Source organism: Robertmurraya sp. DFI.2.37 (assembly GCF_029211245.1).
Lineage (GTDB): Bacteria > Bacillota > Bacilli > Bacillales > Cytobacillaceae > Robertmurraya > Robertmurraya methanolica_A.
In genome coordinates this window covers 43538-58734 of sequence record NZ_JARGEJ010000025.1, presented here as the reverse complement: position 1 = coordinate 58734, position 15197 = coordinate 43538, and the positions used below count along the sequence as shown (strand labels likewise).

The window sequence follows — 15197 nt, the reverse complement described above, 5'->3', positions numbered from 1 at the left end:
GATCTCTTTTCAATTTCCCCACCGAAATCACTCCTTTAGCTTTATACTTATGATTCTATCAAATAAAAAACTGTGTGAGTAAGGAATCGTACGCATTCCTCACTTACACAGTTAATATTACACTCCCGTCCATACCATTGGACTCCTTTTAATTTTGTCTACATTTCTCTCGTCCACTGCTCTATCTTTTTGCTAACTTCAATTGCACTATCCTTATCCATGACTTTTAACAATGTTTTCTGCATTTTTTCTTCAACTAAGTCCTCATCATATGAAAAAGAAATACTCCAATTGCATTCAGGTAGGGCAACAACTATGTACTCCTCTTTTTTGTTTTCATAAATATAAACTTTTTGTTCTTTCCCATTAAAGAAGTTTTTTCTGATTTTCATAAAGTAGCACCTCGATTGTTTTTATTATGTTCGATTGTACATACTAACAAAAGTATAAATCAGCTTTTTTATTCTGTCATCGGAGAATAATCAATATAGGAGTGAGTACTTTTGCGATATTTATGGGGAGTTGTTGGAATTCTAGTCGTATTAGGGATTGGATATTTATTCTCTACGCAGAAAACGCGAATTAATGTACGTACGATCATTGGTGGTTTGGCAATACAATTGATCTTCGCTTTCCTCGTACTGAAAACTACGTGGGGGCAAGAGGGGTTAAGAATTTTATCAAATGGTGTGAGCCACATTATCAACTTTTCCAATGAAGGAATTAGCTTCTTATTCGGGGGGATTTACACCGAAGAATCGAACATAGTTCATATTTTTGCATTCAATGTACTTCCGATTGTTATTTTCTTTTCATCACTCATTTCGGTTCTTTATTATATAAAAGTGATGCAGTTTTTTATTCGCATCATTGGCGGAGCATTGGCCAAGCTACTTGGTACGAGGAAAGCTGAGTCTATGTCAGCGGCTGCAAATATTTTTGTTGGGCAGACGGAAGCGCCATTAGTGATTCGACCCTATATTACAACGATGACGGAGTCTGAACTGTTTGCTGTTATGACTGGAGGGTTAGCGTCAGTTGCCGGCTCGGTACTAATTGGTTACTCCTTGCTTGGCGTTCCCATTGAGTTTTTATTAGCAGCAAGTTTTATGGCTGCCCCTGCCGGATTAGTAATGGCAAAGTTATTTGTCCCAGAAACAGACGATAAGCCTGAGCCGGATGAATTTAGAATGGAGATGGATGCAGAATCAACGAATGTCATTGATGCGGCAGCACGCGGGGCAAGTGTTGGTTTGCAATTGGCACTGAACATTGGAGCGATGCTCCTTGCTTTTATTGCTCTTGTCGCATTGCTAAATGGAATTTTAGGTGGCATTGGCTCTTTATTTGGCATGCAAGGGTTATCACTGCAACTCATTTTAGGTTATGTCTTCGCTCCACTTGCTTTTCTTATTGGTGTTCCATGGGAGGAAGCAGTCATCGCAGGAAATTTTATTGGACAAAAATTAGTGATAAATGAGTTTGTTGCCTATTCTTCATTTGCACCTGAAATTCCGAATTTGTCAGCGAAGACGGTTGCGGTTGTCTCATTTGCGCTCTGTGGTTTTGCCAATATTTCTTCTCTAGCGATTTTGCTTGGCGGTTTAGGGAATCTAGCGCCTAACCGCCGCGCTGATATTGCAAGGCTTGGTGTTCGGTCAGTCATAGCCGGAGCGCTTGCATCCTTGCTAAGTGCAGCGATTGCAGGTATGTTTGTATAGAGCATACTCTCAAGAATAGACAAAAGTAGGAGTGAGTCAATGAAAACATTTACTGTGCAATTTCATAAAGAAGATCAAGCAGATGCAATGACGGTTCAGAAGCTATCAGAAGCTGATTTTTCAAAGGTGACAGAAGGAGGAACGCGACATTTATTTGAACTTGATACTAATATAGGCTTTTTTGTATATTTTGATGCAGTCGATGAAGACGGGAAAGAATCCTATTTAGTTCTCCATTATGAGGACGAGCAAGAAGAGCCAAGCGGCTGTTATGGATTTCAATTAAAGGATTTTTATCAATTTGTAGCTTTGCATTTAAATGATCTAGAATTTCAGGATGAAGCTGAAGAAGAGGAGTATGGTCCCATCCATCATCTTGCACATCTCATGTATCATATTATTGATGAAGCAAAAAAAGAAGAATAGGGAGCCTTGAGTTCCCTATTCTTCTTTTGCGTTTTGGTATTCTTTTGCTTGCGCGATACAGTAGGCTTCAACTAACTGTTCTTCATCCTCTTCAAGTTCAAAATCAAGAATACGGTCAGTTATGGCCTCGATAATGTGATAATGAGAAAGATGATAGCCTTTTTCATCTTCAATTAATAAAACTTTAATTTTTAATCCCTTTTCTGAGAAGAGCTCATCATCCTCGGGTACGTCTATATGTAAAAATAGCTCATAGCGGTTTCCTGATAAAATACCAAATGGATCCTCTACCAGTTCAATTGTGTGTGATTTAATCTCCATGTTTTGTTCAATCCTCTCAATATTAGCGTCGCTTCGACGTGTGTCATACCTTTCATATTTTACCCTACTATTTGACAGAGTAAAACTGAAAAGGCTTAAATCCTCCCATTTTACAATTACCAAGGTGAATGGAAATTAAAAAAGGATTTTTAGTGCTTCAAAACCAAAGTATAGCCCGAATCCGATGAGCGAAATGGAAGATACAACAGCGATTAGTGTCAGCGTTTTTGTAGACAATAGTTTTTTGGTGCTGCTCGCAACAAGTGCCATTGTAATATCCCAAATAACAAGCCCTAATATAATCGCACTGCTGTAAATTAAAAGATCTTCAGATGTATATAAGGTGGCTGTTTTTGCCAAAACAGAGCCGTAAATTCCTAACCAAAAAAGGATTGTTAACGGGTTGGAAATAGACATTAGAAAGCCTGTAAAAAAAGATTTCCACAATGACTCACTTTCTCTTTGCTGAGAAATATGAATTTTTCCTGCGTTCGCTAAACCCTCGATCCCGGTATAAATAAGAACAAAAAAGCCAAATGACCATAGAAAGGCTTTCACAATTGGTATTTGAATAAAGTGTCCAACGCCTAAAAACACGGTCATCATATATACGATGTCCGCTAAAACAGAACCAATTCCCAATATCCAGGCGTTTAAAAATCCATGCTTAATCCCTTTTTCCATTTGAGCAGCATTTACAGGTCCGATTGGGGCGGCAAGTGATAATCCGAGGAAAATATAGCTAATAAAAATCGTCATTAGTCGCTGCCTCCTATGCGAGTATTAGTGAAAGACGCTTGTACTCATTTTATTCAGGCAAGAAGGCATGTACGACAATAAAATCTTTTTTTGAGTAAAAATATATATTACCATCTCTTCACTAATTAATGACTATACAGAATGAAAAAAATATGGTATCATGGTATTAAATGTTGCATTTTATTTGTAATTCATTTATTATAAAAAGTTATCTTATTTTTTAACTTTTTGTAATGGTGTTTTTTTATTTTGCGATAACTTTTCCCTTTGCTTTCTTTAGAAGGGATCTACTCTAATTTTAGGAGTGAGATGTATGAGCTTTGGTAGAAGAAATCAAGAGGAAATAGTTACTGAGGAAACAAAAATATGGGTTTGTAAGGCTGATGATTGTAAGTGTTGGGTACGTGATAATTTTAAGAGCAGTGCGGTCCCGACTTGTCCTATTTGTAAAAGTGACATGGAACAGACTACTCGTGTCCTAGAGGTTATCAACAATCCTGGGAAGCATTCTTAATTAAATTTATTTGAAATGGGAGCACTATTCTGTCATGAGAGTAGTGCTCTTTTTTATTGATTTTGTTTCAGTCGTATGTTTAGCAAAACTAATCAAAATCTAATAAAATGTAGTTTCTCTTCTTCTGTTACGGCCAGCTGTATGAGTAGTTGTCGTGTGCTTCTTATCGTTTGCGCCGCTTTAAGCAGGAGGGGAAAACCCCTCGGCTGTAAAGTTACATTGAGTATTGTTTATTTTTCGAATTAGAGAATGCGCCATACAACTTTGGACAATTACGTTAAAAAAAAGTATAGTTTTAGGAAAGGAATTTATGACGAGATGAAGGGAGAGTGGGAAGAAAGGTGAAAAGAATCATTTCTCATCCTTATGTTAGGGTAGAGAGAACTATTGAAAACAGCGAACAAATAACAAAGGAATATCGAGAACACCTTCACCTATATGAGGATAGAATTATTACCCGTGAACATGTCTTTCTTGTAAATGATGTACATGATATGTCTTTCCGGCTTTTTTCTTCTGCTACAGGCATGCTGTATTTACATACAAATCAAGGGGTGTTTCCATACACCGTTCCAAAAGATCCGGCTTATTTTATTGAAGAATACAAAAAACTGAAGGGTTAGCACCATTTATTCCATCAATTACTAGCCAATATCTCTCTTCTTTCCTGTATAATTTGTTGAAGGAAGGGAGAGAGGCAATGAAGCTTCTATTTCTGTTAGTCTTGCTAGTTATGCTCACTCTTAACATTTATAAAGCCTATCGAAATACAAAAGATGTTGCTGTCAAAAAGATGAATATAGCTTCTGGATCCAGGCAAAGTCCAGTGCTCAGAGTTTTGCATCTTTCTGATTTGCATTTGGAAAATATATCAATTTCTCCTGAAGAACTTTTTCAGAAGGTTAAAGAAGAACGGTATGACCTGATTGCTCTTACAGGTGATTTTTTAGATCGCAAATGGACGATTCCAAAGTTAATTCCTTATTTACAGGTATTAAATAGATTGAATGCTAAATATGGAATTTTTGCTGTGCTAGGAAATCATGATTATGTGTTAAAAGGTCAAAACTTGCACGCTTTAGTCGATACGCTTGAACAGTTTCATTGTCGTGTACTGAGAAATGAACATTTTGAAGTGCTTGTAGATGGTCGCAGGGTTAATATAATTGGAATTGATGATTTTAGTACAAAACGCAGTGATTTAGAGACTTCTTATCGCGGGTTGAAGCCAGGCTATAATCTAGTGTTGACCCATGATCCCAATATTGTCCTACAAATGAAGCAATATCATTTTGATTATTTGTTGGCTGGTCATTTTCATGGGGGACAAATTTGTTATCCGAAAGCATATCATCTTATTAAAATGGGTAAACTGGTTCGGATGAATATGATAAAAGGTTTGCATATGTATGATAATAAGCCTTTTTATATTAGTGAAGGGCTTGGGCAAACAGGAGTGAATATTCGGATTGGAAGCCGTCCTGAAATAACGATCCATGAATGCACTTTAATAAATGAAACGTCAATCCCAAATTATTCTGTGATGTAAACTATTATATTGGAGCTGTTGACATACTAAATAGGAAATTAGTGAACCTGTGTAGAATTTATTCTATACAGGTTTTTTAATTGGAGGAATTGAAATGATGGGTTAGAAAGATGATTATCGTAGTAAAATGGCGTTTATTGCTCTGAATACTTTTGCTTCTTCAAATCATACTTCTCTCCATCCTACACTTTCACCAATTCCAAATTATTTTTCTCGGGGGAAGATAAGTTTTATAATAATGAAAAATTTCAGATAAATATAGATTGGCAGATGGCTTATCTAGTAGAATAATCATTATAAAGAAATTTTACCTTTGAAACACAGCATTACCGCATAAGGGGGAAGTGCAATGGATTTAAAGGAACGTATTTGGAAAAGCTTTGTAGCCGATGACTCGGTCGATCTAAATATCCTTCCTAAAAATGTGGCACATTCATGGTTACGTTGTCGGGATCAAAATGTTGATCCATATAGAAGAAGGAGTTTTACGATTATCTCGAATTCAAAACTAAAAGAAAAACAGCAAAAAAATAAGCGTATTATTGAACTTGTCGAGAAGGAGATTAAGAACTATCAACAATATTTTCAATTGAAAATGCCGATCTTCATTTTAACAGATGTAGAAGGCTACATTATTTGGCGTGATGGTTATGAGGAAACAAAAAGCTTGGCGAATAAAATTTCTTTTGCCGAGGGCAATCGCTGGCATGAAGAGGATGTCGGTACAAACGCGATCTCACTTGCCTTGCAAACGGGTGACGTGACGACTTTACGCGGCTATGAGCATTACGCCATTTCCTCACATGAGTGGGAATGTACGGCTGCTCCGATTTATAATGAGTTTGGAGATATTTGTGCTGTGATTGACATTTCCTCGCATTTAAACAAATCAGCATCACAGGAAGAGGTTCATTTATTTTTAAAGTTATTAGCGAATACCATTTCGGAGAAATTGTATAATGATTATTTAATGATTCAGAAGCAACTCCTCGACTATGCACATAAATTGGCACGCCCAGGCATTGTCTGCAATGAACACGAGCAAATTATAACGATTTCAAAGGAGCTCATGCTCGACGAGGATGAATGGACTGGACGCAATATACAGGAGCTGCTTACTCCGCAATTTATTCACGAATTACCCGAAATCATTATGTTTGATGGACGATTAATTGGTTATTATTATCCAATTTTACAAGCGCCGCAGAAGCGAAAGAATTTCTACTATTCTGGAGTCCCTTCAAAAAATGTAGATTACCTCCATTTTATGACTCAAGTAGTAAAGGCGGCAGCAAGTATGTTGCCGATTCATATTCACGGTGAATCAGGCAGTGGGAAAGAAATAATTGCTAAAACCATTCACCAAAATAGTCCTGCTTCAAGCGGCCCGTTGGTTGCCATTAATTGTGGTGCCATCAGTGAAAACTTATTGGAGAGTGAACTTTTCGGCTTTGCCCCCGGTGCGTTTACCGGTGCAAGCAATAAAGGGTACCAAGGGAAAATTTTGCAAGCGCATGAGGGCACATTGTTTTTCGATGAGGTCGATTGTATGTCATTGCGGATGCAGGCAGCCCTTCTACGTGTACTTGAAGACAAAAAAGTGACACCGCTCGGTAGCACAAAGGCAAAGAATGTATCATTTCGAATCGTAACCGCAAGCAATAGGGATTTAAAAGCGCTAGTTCAAGAGAATAAATTCCGACTGGATTTATTTTATCGACTATATGTCTGTCCGCTCAATATCCCTCCGCTACGGGAACGCAAGGAGGATATTTATACACTAATGCAAGATTATTGCGACAAACGACAATGGCATCCCCATTGGATGAGCACTGCGTACAAGGTGGCGAAAGAGTATAATTGGTATGGTAACATTCGTGAACTGAACAATTTCTTAGAACGTTTGCATTTGTATTATGAACATGATACACCAACAATTTCAAACATTAAGGAATTAATTGAAATTGGTTCCGTTTTCAGTGAACAAGGAGAGAGCTTGCAACATAAAATAGTTCCTGTTTCACTTGAGCAGCAAGAGATCGAAAAAGTGCTAAAACGCCATCAATACAATATTTCACGAACCTCAGAGGAGCTCGGCATTGCTAGAAGCACGCTTTACCGTAAGATGAAAAAGTACAACTTAAAATGATGATACTACAAAACGCTACAAACTGTTGCAAAGTTTGTAGCGTTTTTATATTACCCTTTCTTCAAAAATAGCATTATTTCACCTTTTTATAAGTTGGCACGAAACTTGCTAGAAATTATGGTGTAAGTTGAATCCGGAAGAATGGAGGGGAAATTGGTGAAGGAATTTGACTTAGTCGTTATCGGTGCAGGCCCAGGTGGCTACGTCTCTGCTATCAAAGCTGCTCAGCTTGGTCAAAGTGTTGCAGTAGTCGAACGAGAACAAATCGGCGGCGCTTGTTTAAACGTTGGCTGTATCCCATCAAAGACCTACTTGAAGCACGCAGAGTGGTTGTTATCGATAAAAGAAGCCAATCAATTTGGTATTGAAAGTTCAGTAGAGTCGATCGATTTTTCAAAACTTGTAAAACGAAAAGACAAGGTTGTAAGCACACTGAAGGGAGGAATCAATCATTTATTTAAACGAAATGAAATCGCTTACTTCACAGGTGAAGCAAGTATTACAGGAAAAACGGTGACCGTTAATAATGAGAACTTAAAAGCTAAAAATATTTTATTAGCTACTGGGAGTAGCCCATTCGTGCCACCGATAGTAGGTATGGAAGAGGTTGATTATTTAACTACAAATACTTTTTTTGAGCTCAGTAAGCTACCGAAACAGCTTGTCATTATTGGTGGCGGTGTCATTGCGGTAGAACTTGCCTTTGCAATGGCCCCCCTTCATGTAAGTGTGACGATATTAGAGGTTGCTAAGGACATTTTATTAACAGAGGATCCAGAGGTTAGAGCAATTCTTAAAAAGAAGCTGAAACAATTAGGGATAGTTGTGGAAACAGATGTGAATATTCGAAGGGTTACAAAGAATTCGGTAGAGCTTCAGTCTGGTGAAACTATACCATTTGAAAAGCTGCTTCTTGCGACAGGTCGAAAGGCAAACCTAGCGTTACCGCGAGAGATGGGACTAGCGCTTGATGAGACAGGACAATTCGTGAAAGTAAATAAACATTATGAGACATCACAAAAAGGCATTTACGCAATTGGTGATATGATCGGCGGCTATATGCTTGCTCATGCAGCAAGTGCAGAAGGATTAAAAGCAGTAGCGCATATGACGGGGACTCCGCAGGAACCACTGAACCAAGCAAACATTCCTCGATGTATTTACACCAATCCAGAGGTCGCAAGCTTTGGTCTTAGTGAAGCAGAAGCCAAACGGAACGGCTATGATGTCAAAGTCAGCAAGCTGCCTTATAGCATGATGGGGAAAGCGATTGCAACAAATGAAACCGATGGCTTTGTCAAAATCATTTCTGAGAAAAAATACAATGAAATACTTGGTGCGGTGATTGTTGGCAGTCATGCAACAGAAACAATCCACACGCTTCTTGCCGTTAAGCAATCGGAGGGCCGCGTCGACGAACTGGCAAATCTGACATTTGCCCACCCTACTTTGTCTGAATTAACTGGAGAGGTGACTAATAGTCTCATTTCAAGAGCTATTCACGGCTGATAAAAGAGCCTGAGGTAATATGTCAAACACCAAGTGACTCGTTTTATAGTTTTAAAGGAATAAAATTTAGAAATTCCTGTAATTCGAATAAGATTTTTTGGTGTGTTGGCTGTGCACATTCATGCTCTTTTTTAAGCGTGTATATTTGAAGATGGTATTGTGGCTTTTAGGGCAACAATTGGAAGAAGTTTGGACCCGATATACTTAGGCCTTAAACATATTATACGAGGAGGATTTAACATGTCAAAATTAGATAAGAAAAATGCCGCCTGGATTTATGAAAAAATGAATGATATTCGTAACTTTGAGGACGAGGTACATCGTATTTTTACGAGCGGTGAAATTCCTGGATTCGTCCATTTATATGCAGGTGAAGAAGCTGTTGCGACAGGTGTTTGCGCGCATTTAACAGATGCGGATTATATTACAAGTACGCATCGCGGGCATGGGCACTGTATTGCAAAGGGATGCGATCTTAATGGGATGATGGCTGAAATTTTCGGTAAGGAAACAGGTCTATGCAAAGGAAAGGGTGGCTCCATGCACATCGCTGATATTGATAAAGGAATGCTCGGTGCCAATGGTATGGTTGGTGGTGGTTTTCCGATAGCAGTCGGGGCAGGTCTTCGCAACAAATATTTGAAAACAGATAACGTTGTTGTATGTTTCTTTGGAGATGGTGCTGCCAACGAAGGTACATTCCACGAAGGTATTAACTTAGCGGCGATTTGGAAGCTTCCTGTCATTTTTGTTTGTGAGAATAATTTATTTGCGGAAGCAACTCCGCAAAGTTATTCATCAGCTTCTAAAACGATCGCACAGCGCGGTATAGCGTACGATATTCCAGGCGTTTCAGTGGATGGCATGGATTTAAAGGAGGTTTATAAAACAGCCGGTGAAGCTATTGACCGTGCACGAAAAGGTGATGGTCCAACGATTATTGAATGCTTAACTTACCGCAAATACGGTCATTTCGAAGGGGACGAGCAAAAATATAAAGCGAAAGAAGGACTGGAAAAAGAGCGGGCGGATTTAGATTGTATTCAGTTATTCCGTGAAGAGGCCATCGCCTCAAAGCTTTTAACAAAGGAACAGGCTGATGGAATTGAAGCAAATTCGGTAAAGGCTATTGCAAAAGCGATTCAATTTGCGCAGGAAAGTCCAATTCCACGACCAGAGGCTTTATACGAAGATGTTTATGCAGACTAATAAAAGGAGTGAAGGAGAATGACAAGGAAAATTACATTTATGAAGGCAATCAATGAGGCAATGGATCAATCAATGGAGCGCGATGAGCGTGTTATTTTACTCGGTGAGGACATTGCAGGCGGTGCAACAATTGAACATTTAGGCAATGAAGGAGCTTGGGGTGGTGTATTTGGCGTCACAAAGGGCTTAGTTGAAAAGTATGGACGTGAGCGCGTCATTGATACACCAATTTCTGAAATGGGTTATATGGGGGCTGCTGTAGGTGCGGCGGCCACTGGACTGCGCCCTGTACCAGAATTAATGTTTAATGACTTCATCGGCTTTTGCTTTGATACATTACTCGCGCAAGGTTCGAAAATGCGCTATATGTTTGGCGGTAAAGCAAGAATTCCACTGACCGTGCGTACGTGTCATGGTGCAGGCGCTTCGGCAGCTGCACAACATTCCGGCTCCTACTACGGATTGCTTGGCTCAATTCCTGGTATTAAGGTCGTTGTGCCATCGAATGCATATGACGCAAAAGGTCTTCTAAATGCAGCTATCGAGGATGATAACATTGTGATGTTCTTTGAAGATAAAACATTATACGGTATTAAAGAAGAGGTGCCAGAAGAATATTATACTGTGGAAATCGGTAAAGCAAAGGTGAAGAAGACAGGCACTGACTTAACGATTGTTACAATAGGTAAGATGCTTTATGTGGCGCTTGAAGTTGCTGAAAAATTAGAAACAGATGGTGTAAACGTTGAAGTCATTGACCTTGTAACAGTGGCTCCTTGGGATCAGGAGACGATTATAAATTCTGTGAAGAAAACGGGCCGACTCATCATTATTGATGAAGCGAACCCGCATAATAACACGGCAACAGATATTTCATCAGTCGTGGCAGATAAAGGATTCGATTATTTAGATGGACCAATTAAATGTATTTGCGCTCCGAATACACCAGTGCCATTCGCCTCAAACTTAGAGAAGCTGTACATTCCAAATGCCGATAAAGTATTCGATCTAGCGCATGAGCTAATTGCTGACTTAAAAAAATCATAAGGTGGTGATGATAGTGGCAACAAACATTATAATGCCGAAACTTGGTTTAACGATGACGGAAGGAACCGTCGAATCATGGTATAAAAAAGAAGGCGATGCCGTAAAAAAGGGTGACATTGTTTGTACAATTAGCTCTGAAAAACTAACGCATGATGTTGAGGCTCCCGAAGATGGCATCCTGCTAAAAATTTTTGTAGAGGAAATGGGACAAATCTCTTGTAAAGAGCCAATTGGATACATTGGTGAACTGGGTGAGAAGGTAGTGGAAGCATCTGGTTCTGCCAAAAAAACCGCACCTACTGAAGAACAGGTCCAGCTAGAAGCACAAGTGCACGCATCTTTTCCCCCTAGACATAAAGAAGTTGAACGTTTCTTTATTACGCCAATTGCGCGTAAAATTGCCGCTGAGCGAGGCATTGATTATTCAGAAATCACCGGTACTGGCGGTAATGGCCGTATTACGCGTCGTGATGTTGAAAACTTCGTGCCTTCTATAAAAGCTGCTTCTGTCACAGTTAATAATGCTAATGCTGGTGAAGGTTTATCTGGCATGCGTAAAGTCATTGCGAAACGTATGCATAATAGTTTGCAGCAAACGGCGCAAGTAACATTGCACCGTAAAGCCAATGTTTCACCGCTGATGACATTTCGTACAGATATGAAGACGAAGCTTGGCGATAGTTTATCGGGTAGTCAACTAAGCATCAACACACTTCTTGCTCGTGCCGTCGTTCTTGCATTAAAAGATTTTCCAGATATGAATGCCTCCTATGCCAATGGCGAGCATGTTGTTCATGAAAATATTCATATCGGTATGGCCGTTGCAATTGATGAAGGCTTAATCGTTCCTGTCGTGAAGGATGCAGCGAACAAAACATTAACGAAACTTGCAGAAAATATAACAAACATAACAAGCGGTGCACGAAGCAATACGCTGAGCAGCGATTTACTAACGGGTTCTACCTTTACGATTTCAAACTTAGGATATGCAGGAATCGAATACTTTACACCCATTTTAAATACGCCGGAAATCGGTATTTTAGGTGTTGGTGCCATCGCTCACAGACTTGTCTTTAGTGACAATAAGGAAATCGTTGAGCAGCAAGAGCTTCCACTTAGCCTAACATTCGATCATCAAGTAGTGGACGGTGCTTTAGCAGCCGAATTCTTACAATGCATCTGCAATTACTTAGAAAAACCATATTTATTACTTTTTTAAAAAATTTAAAGAAAAGAAGGTAATTAACCAAATACCTTTTCACGAATCAACTGCCTTAACAAACCTTTTCATAACAGAGCACATGTATAAAAACTTTAGTTTAGGTCAGAAAGTATAATAATATATTCAAACGAATTTTATCGAAGCCATGGGAGAGCTGGAATCAGCTCTGTCATGGTTTTCTACTTGAAAGTAACCAATGTCTTGCCCTTTCAGATATGAGTAATTTTCTCTCTTCATAACCTCTCTAATATATAAGGACGTAGATCCCATTTAGAGGGTTTTATTTAATTGAGCAATGTCGGTTTCGTTAATATTTGAATTGATGGAGATTTTGAAAAAATGAAGATAATATCATTCACAAATCGTGAAGAAATCATGTCCAAATTTTTTATCTGCATTATCAATACTGTGCTTCAAAGTTTATCTGTTAATTATGGTAAAAAGAGATAACCTTCAATGTACATAAAAATGTAGTCGATCATTCATTCTATAACAGAGAGAATTGATTTTCTCTCAATGAGGTTCTTCTTTTCCCATTTTAAGGAGGAAGATTTATGAATACAAAGCAGTTGAACAAGTTTTTTTCAAGAATGGGTGAGAAAAATATCATTCGATCATTCGTTAAACCAAGAAGCAGAAATAAAAGTGGTTGGCTTTTTTTAGCCCTTAGTGGAGTCGCCGCCGTTGCAACCGTAATGTTTCGTAGAAACAATACAGAAATGAACGGGAATAAGGTAGAGCCTTTTAAACAAGGCAAGAAAGAAATGTCATTCCCACCGCTGAAACAAATGTTGACAGCGGAGTTTGCTGAAGAGTTCTTTAAGAAAAACAACAAGTCGTCAACAGCGAATTCTTACTCCGAGACAAAAGAGAATAATCAGCAAAACGATAGCTAATACCGATTACTTTTGCGTTGGTTAAGAGGGTTAATTCAATATAACGGGAGGATTCTATTACATGAAAAAAAAGCTTCTTTTAACAGCGATCTCGGCTACTTTATCTATGGGTATTCTTGGTGCTTGTGGAGTGAATAACAACAGAATGAATGATGATGATGGTGTAAACTATAGCCCAGTAAGATATGATCGACAAGATGATACAGGTGTATTTGATGGGAATCGCCGAAATAATGGGGTTGAACCGGTACGATTCCGTTCAAATGACAATAATCGCGGGATATTCAATGATGTAAATAACCGGACAAACAACGGCGTGTTTGATACAAATCATAATTTAAACACAGATTTAATTGATAATAATCGTGGCGCCAATGGAATTGACCCTGGCACGAACGGGAGAAGAAATGTCAATGCACCCACAGGTACAATGAGAGGTGGCAGCCGTTAATTGAAAAAATGAGAATAGGTGAAAAGGACATCAATATTTGTTGATGTCCTTTTTGCTGCTTTTAAATACGTTTTAATTGTAATTAAAGATTATTGCATTTATAATTCAAATATAAAATTATATATAATAACATATTTAAATTAAAAAGTGTTGAATTTGAACATTTATTCACATGATTGTAATAATTTATGTGACGATGAATGAAAATTTATATTATACATGGGGAGGGAAAATGGTGTGATTAGAATGGTTGCTGCTGGTGTCGGGGGTTTTGTACTCGTATTTATTGAATCATATATTGTGTTGCTCTTAAAAGGTTATCATTCAATTGAATTTGGAGGAATCGCTCCGTTTATAAGTGTGTGGGCAATGAATTTTTTCTTGCTTTTTTCCATTTTTACTCATATCAAATTGTGGCTAGAAGAAAGAGAGGCAACACGAGAGGAAACGATAAATTAGTTCTTTATCATAAAAGAAGCTGTGTCAACCGATGTGAACTGAGCCCTCTTAAGCAGACAGTTTAATAAAAAGAGTTGCTGCGATCTATGCAGCGATGAGATGACTTCGGTAAGTTGCCGGAGTCATCTTTTTTAAGTTCCATTGCTTTCTGGTTGTTATAGTGTTCCATATAATCATCAATCATGTACTTCAATTCTTCTATGTTACTCGTCACCTTGTAATTACTTCATCTTTTAAATGGCCAAAGAATAATTCCATGGGGGCATTATCTAGACAGTTTCCTCGACGTGACATGGATTGGAGGAGTCCTAGTTTTTTGACGCGCTTTTGATATTCAGGGTGCGTATAATGGACACCTTGATCGGAGTGAATCATTGCTTCCGGGTGAATATTTCCATCTAATGCTTCCTCTAGCTTTGCCAGTGTTCTGTAGACAATACTCAAACTAAACTACTGGAGAGTTCATAAGCAATTATTTCTCTTGTAGCGACATCTTTTACACAAGATAAATAAGCTGTTTGTCCGCCTTGGAATTGTAGGTACGTAATATCGGTTAAGAATACTTTTCCAGGCTCGTCCTGTTTAAATTCTCGGTTCAGATGGTTAGGCACCGTGCGATGTGCTTCGGTAGCTTTGGCGATCTTTCGATAAGGATTCGCTTGCCTTACTTTCGCAAAGAAGTTAACTTTACGCATTAATCGAAGAATCTTCTATGATTCATGGGCTTATCCAGTAATTCTACTAATGCCATGTATAAGCCACGATAGCCGATTTTTCCTTTCGCCTCATCATAAATTGATTTCAGTAAGAGGTAGTCTTGATAATCTCGTTCTTCACGAATCACTTGCTTTTCAGTATGATGAAGCCATTTATAGTAACCACTTCGACTGACACCTGTTAACTCACATAAATAACTCGTCATATTCTTTAGTTGATAAAGACGAATCACTTCATTGATGACTTGG

General features: G+C 38.5%; 19 protein-coding genes. 13 read left to right on the top strand and 6 right to left on the bottom strand.

Annotation, left to right across the window (positions count from 1 at the left end; translation table 11 throughout):
- Window positions 1–158: 158 nt before the first annotated feature.
- Entirely contained in the window at window positions 159–392 is a 234-nt protein-coding gene (locus PZE06_RS14350) for a YueH family protein (protein ID WP_150916522.1), read from the bottom strand.
- A gap of 111 nt (window positions 393–503) precedes the next feature.
- Between PZE06_RS14350 and PZE06_RS14345 the strand changes: the two genes are divergently transcribed.
- Together PZE06_RS14345 and PZE06_RS14340 are read left to right on the top strand one after the other, a co-directional pair.
- Window positions 504–1721: a NupC/NupG family nucleoside CNT transporter gene (locus PZE06_RS14345; protein WP_150916524.1), complete on the top strand. Its 1218-nt coding sequence runs from the start codon at window positions 504–506 to the stop codon at window positions 1719–1721.
- A 39-nt stretch (window positions 1722–1760) separates the two neighbouring features.
- Window positions 1761–2147: a cytosolic protein gene (locus PZE06_RS14340; protein ID WP_150916526.1), complete on the top strand. Its 387-nt coding sequence runs from the start codon at window positions 1761–1763 to the stop codon at window positions 2145–2147.
- Window positions 2148–2162: 15 nt separating this feature from the next.
- On the opposite strand, the gene PZE06_RS14335 is transcribed toward PZE06_RS14340, so the two are convergent.
- Both PZE06_RS14335 and PZE06_RS14330 read right to left on the bottom strand, forming a co-directional pair.
- Window positions 2163–2468, bottom strand: coding sequence for a DUF6509 family protein (locus PZE06_RS14335; RefSeq protein ID WP_150916528.1), 306 nt, complete (start codon window positions 2466–2468; stop codon window positions 2163–2165).
- Window positions 2469–2603: 135 nt separating this feature from the next.
- Window positions 2604–3227, bottom strand: a complete 624-nt coding sequence (locus tag PZE06_RS14330; protein WP_150916530.1) for a LysE family transporter — start codon at window positions 3225–3227, stop codon at window positions 2604–2606.
- Window positions 3228–3540: 313 nt separating this feature from the next.
- Between PZE06_RS14330 and PZE06_RS14325 the strand changes: the two genes are divergently transcribed.
- From PZE06_RS14325 to PZE06_RS14275, 11 genes are all read left to right on the top strand, one after another.
- On the top strand, window positions 3541–3741 hold the full coding sequence (locus PZE06_RS14325; RefSeq protein WP_095306376.1) for a cold-shock protein: 201 nt from the start codon (window positions 3541–3543) through the stop codon (window positions 3739–3741).
- Between the two features lie 341 nt (window positions 3742–4082).
- Window positions 4083–4364 (top strand): hypothetical protein, encoded by a 282-nt coding sequence (locus PZE06_RS14320; protein ID WP_150916532.1) that lies wholly within the window; start codon window positions 4083–4085, stop codon window positions 4362–4364.
- 77 nt (window positions 4365–4441) lie between these two features.
- Window positions 4442–5290, top strand: coding sequence for a metallophosphoesterase (locus PZE06_RS14315; protein WP_150916534.1), 849 nt, complete (start codon window positions 4442–4444; stop codon window positions 5288–5290).
- 349 nt (window positions 5291–5639) lie between these two features.
- Entirely contained in the window at window positions 5640–7439 is a 1800-nt protein-coding gene (locus PZE06_RS14310; protein ID WP_150916536.1) for a sigma-54-dependent Fis family transcriptional regulator, read from the top strand.
- 141 nt (window positions 7440–7580) lie between these two features.
- Entirely contained in the window at window positions 7581–8948 is a 1368-nt protein-coding gene (gene lpdA / locus PZE06_RS14305) for a dihydrolipoyl dehydrogenase (RefSeq protein WP_483314067.1), read from the top strand.
- Window positions 8949–9188: 240 nt separating this feature from the next.
- Complete coding sequence (locus tag PZE06_RS14300) at window positions 9189–10157, top strand: thiamine pyrophosphate-dependent dehydrogenase E1 component subunit alpha (RefSeq protein ID WP_150916540.1); 969 nt, start codon at window positions 9189–9191, stop codon at window positions 10155–10157.
- A gap of 18 nt (window positions 10158–10175) precedes the next feature.
- A complete protein-coding gene (locus PZE06_RS14295) occupies window positions 10176–11204 on the top strand; it encodes an alpha-ketoacid dehydrogenase subunit beta (protein ID WP_150916542.1) in 1029 nt (342 codons plus the stop codon).
- Between the two features lie 13 nt (window positions 11205–11217).
- The gene (locus PZE06_RS14290) at window positions 11218–12423 is read left to right on the top strand and encodes a dihydrolipoamide acetyltransferase family protein (protein ID WP_150916544.1); all 1206 of its coding nucleotides are present in this window, start codon (window positions 11218–11220) and stop codon (window positions 12421–12423) included.
- Between the two features lie 557 nt (window positions 12424–12980).
- Entirely contained in the window at window positions 12981–13322 is a 342-nt protein-coding gene (locus PZE06_RS14285) for a hypothetical protein (protein ID WP_150916546.1), read from the top strand.
- Window positions 13323–13383: 61 nt separating this feature from the next.
- The gene (locus PZE06_RS14280) at window positions 13384–13773 is read left to right on the top strand and encodes a hypothetical protein (protein ID WP_150916548.1); all 390 of its coding nucleotides are present in this window, start codon (window positions 13384–13386) and stop codon (window positions 13771–13773) included.
- Window positions 13774–14019: 246 nt separating this feature from the next.
- On the top strand, window positions 14020–14232 hold the full coding sequence (locus PZE06_RS14275) for a hypothetical protein (protein ID WP_225310691.1): 213 nt from the start codon (window positions 14020–14022) through the stop codon (window positions 14230–14232).
- A gap of 210 nt (window positions 14233–14442) precedes the next feature.
- On the opposite strand, the gene PZE06_RS29595 is transcribed toward PZE06_RS14275, so the two are convergent.
- From PZE06_RS29595 to PZE06_RS29585, 3 genes are read right to left on the bottom strand one after another with little or no spacing between them, the layout of a single operon-like run.
- A complete protein-coding gene (locus tag PZE06_RS29595) occupies window positions 14443–14676 on the bottom strand; it encodes a hypothetical protein (protein WP_306421221.1) in 234 nt (77 codons plus the stop codon).
- Entirely contained in the window at window positions 14673–14927 is a 255-nt protein-coding gene (locus tag PZE06_RS29590; RefSeq protein WP_306421220.1) for a hypothetical protein, read from the bottom strand. Before PZE06_RS29590 ends, PZE06_RS29595 begins: the two co-directional genes overlap by 4 nt.
- Window positions 14927–15181, bottom strand: coding sequence for a hypothetical protein (locus PZE06_RS29585; RefSeq protein WP_306421219.1), 255 nt, complete (start codon window positions 15179–15181; stop codon window positions 14927–14929). The genes PZE06_RS29590 and PZE06_RS29585 overlap by 1 nt, the downstream gene beginning before the upstream one ends.
- Between the last annotated feature and the right edge of the window lie 16 nt (window positions 15182–15197).

Coding starts and splice junctions, on each gene's coding strand:
- PZE06_RS14280 (WP_150916548.1), top strand. CDS start 13,384: ATGAAAAAAAAGCTTCTTTTAACAGCGATCTCGGCTACTTTATCTATG.
- lpdA (WP_483314067.1), top strand. CDS start 7,581: ATGGAGGGGAAATTGGTGAAGGAATTTGACTTAGTCGTTATCGGTGCA.
- PZE06_RS14340 (WP_150916526.1), top strand. CDS start 1,761: ATGAAAACATTTACTGTGCAATTTCATAAAGAAGATCAAGCAGATGCA.
- PZE06_RS14295 (WP_150916542.1), top strand. CDS start 10,176: ATGACAAGGAAAATTACATTTATGAAGGCAATCAATGAGGCAATGGAT.
- PZE06_RS14330 (WP_150916530.1), bottom strand. CDS start 3,227: ATGACGATTTTTATTAGCTATATTTTCCTCGGATTATCACTTGCCGCC.
- PZE06_RS14325 (WP_095306376.1), top strand. CDS start 3,541: ATGAGCTTTGGTAGAAGAAATCAAGAGGAAATAGTTACTGAGGAAACA.
- PZE06_RS14310 (WP_150916536.1), top strand. CDS start 5,640: ATGGATTTAAAGGAACGTATTTGGAAAAGCTTTGTAGCCGATGACTCG.
- PZE06_RS14335 (WP_150916528.1), bottom strand. CDS start 2,468: ATGGAGATTAAATCACACACAATTGAACTGGTAGAGGATCCATTTGGT.
- PZE06_RS29590 (WP_306421220.1), bottom strand. CDS start 14,927: ATGCGTAAAGTTAACTTCTTTGCGAAAGTAAGGCAAGCGAATCCTTAT.
- PZE06_RS14315 (WP_150916534.1), top strand. CDS start 4,442: ATGAAGCTTCTATTTCTGTTAGTCTTGCTAGTTATGCTCACTCTTAAC.
- PZE06_RS14285 (WP_150916546.1), top strand. CDS start 12,981: ATGAATACAAAGCAGTTGAACAAGTTTTTTTCAAGAATGGGTGAGAAA.
- PZE06_RS14350 (WP_150916522.1), bottom strand. CDS start 392: ATGAAAATCAGAAAAAACTTCTTTAATGGGAAAGAACAAAAAGTTTAT.
- PZE06_RS14275 (WP_225310691.1), top strand. CDS start 14,020: ATGGTTGCTGCTGGTGTCGGGGGTTTTGTACTCGTATTTATTGAATCA.
- PZE06_RS14300 (WP_150916540.1), top strand. CDS start 9,189: ATGTCAAAATTAGATAAGAAAAATGCCGCCTGGATTTATGAAAAAATG.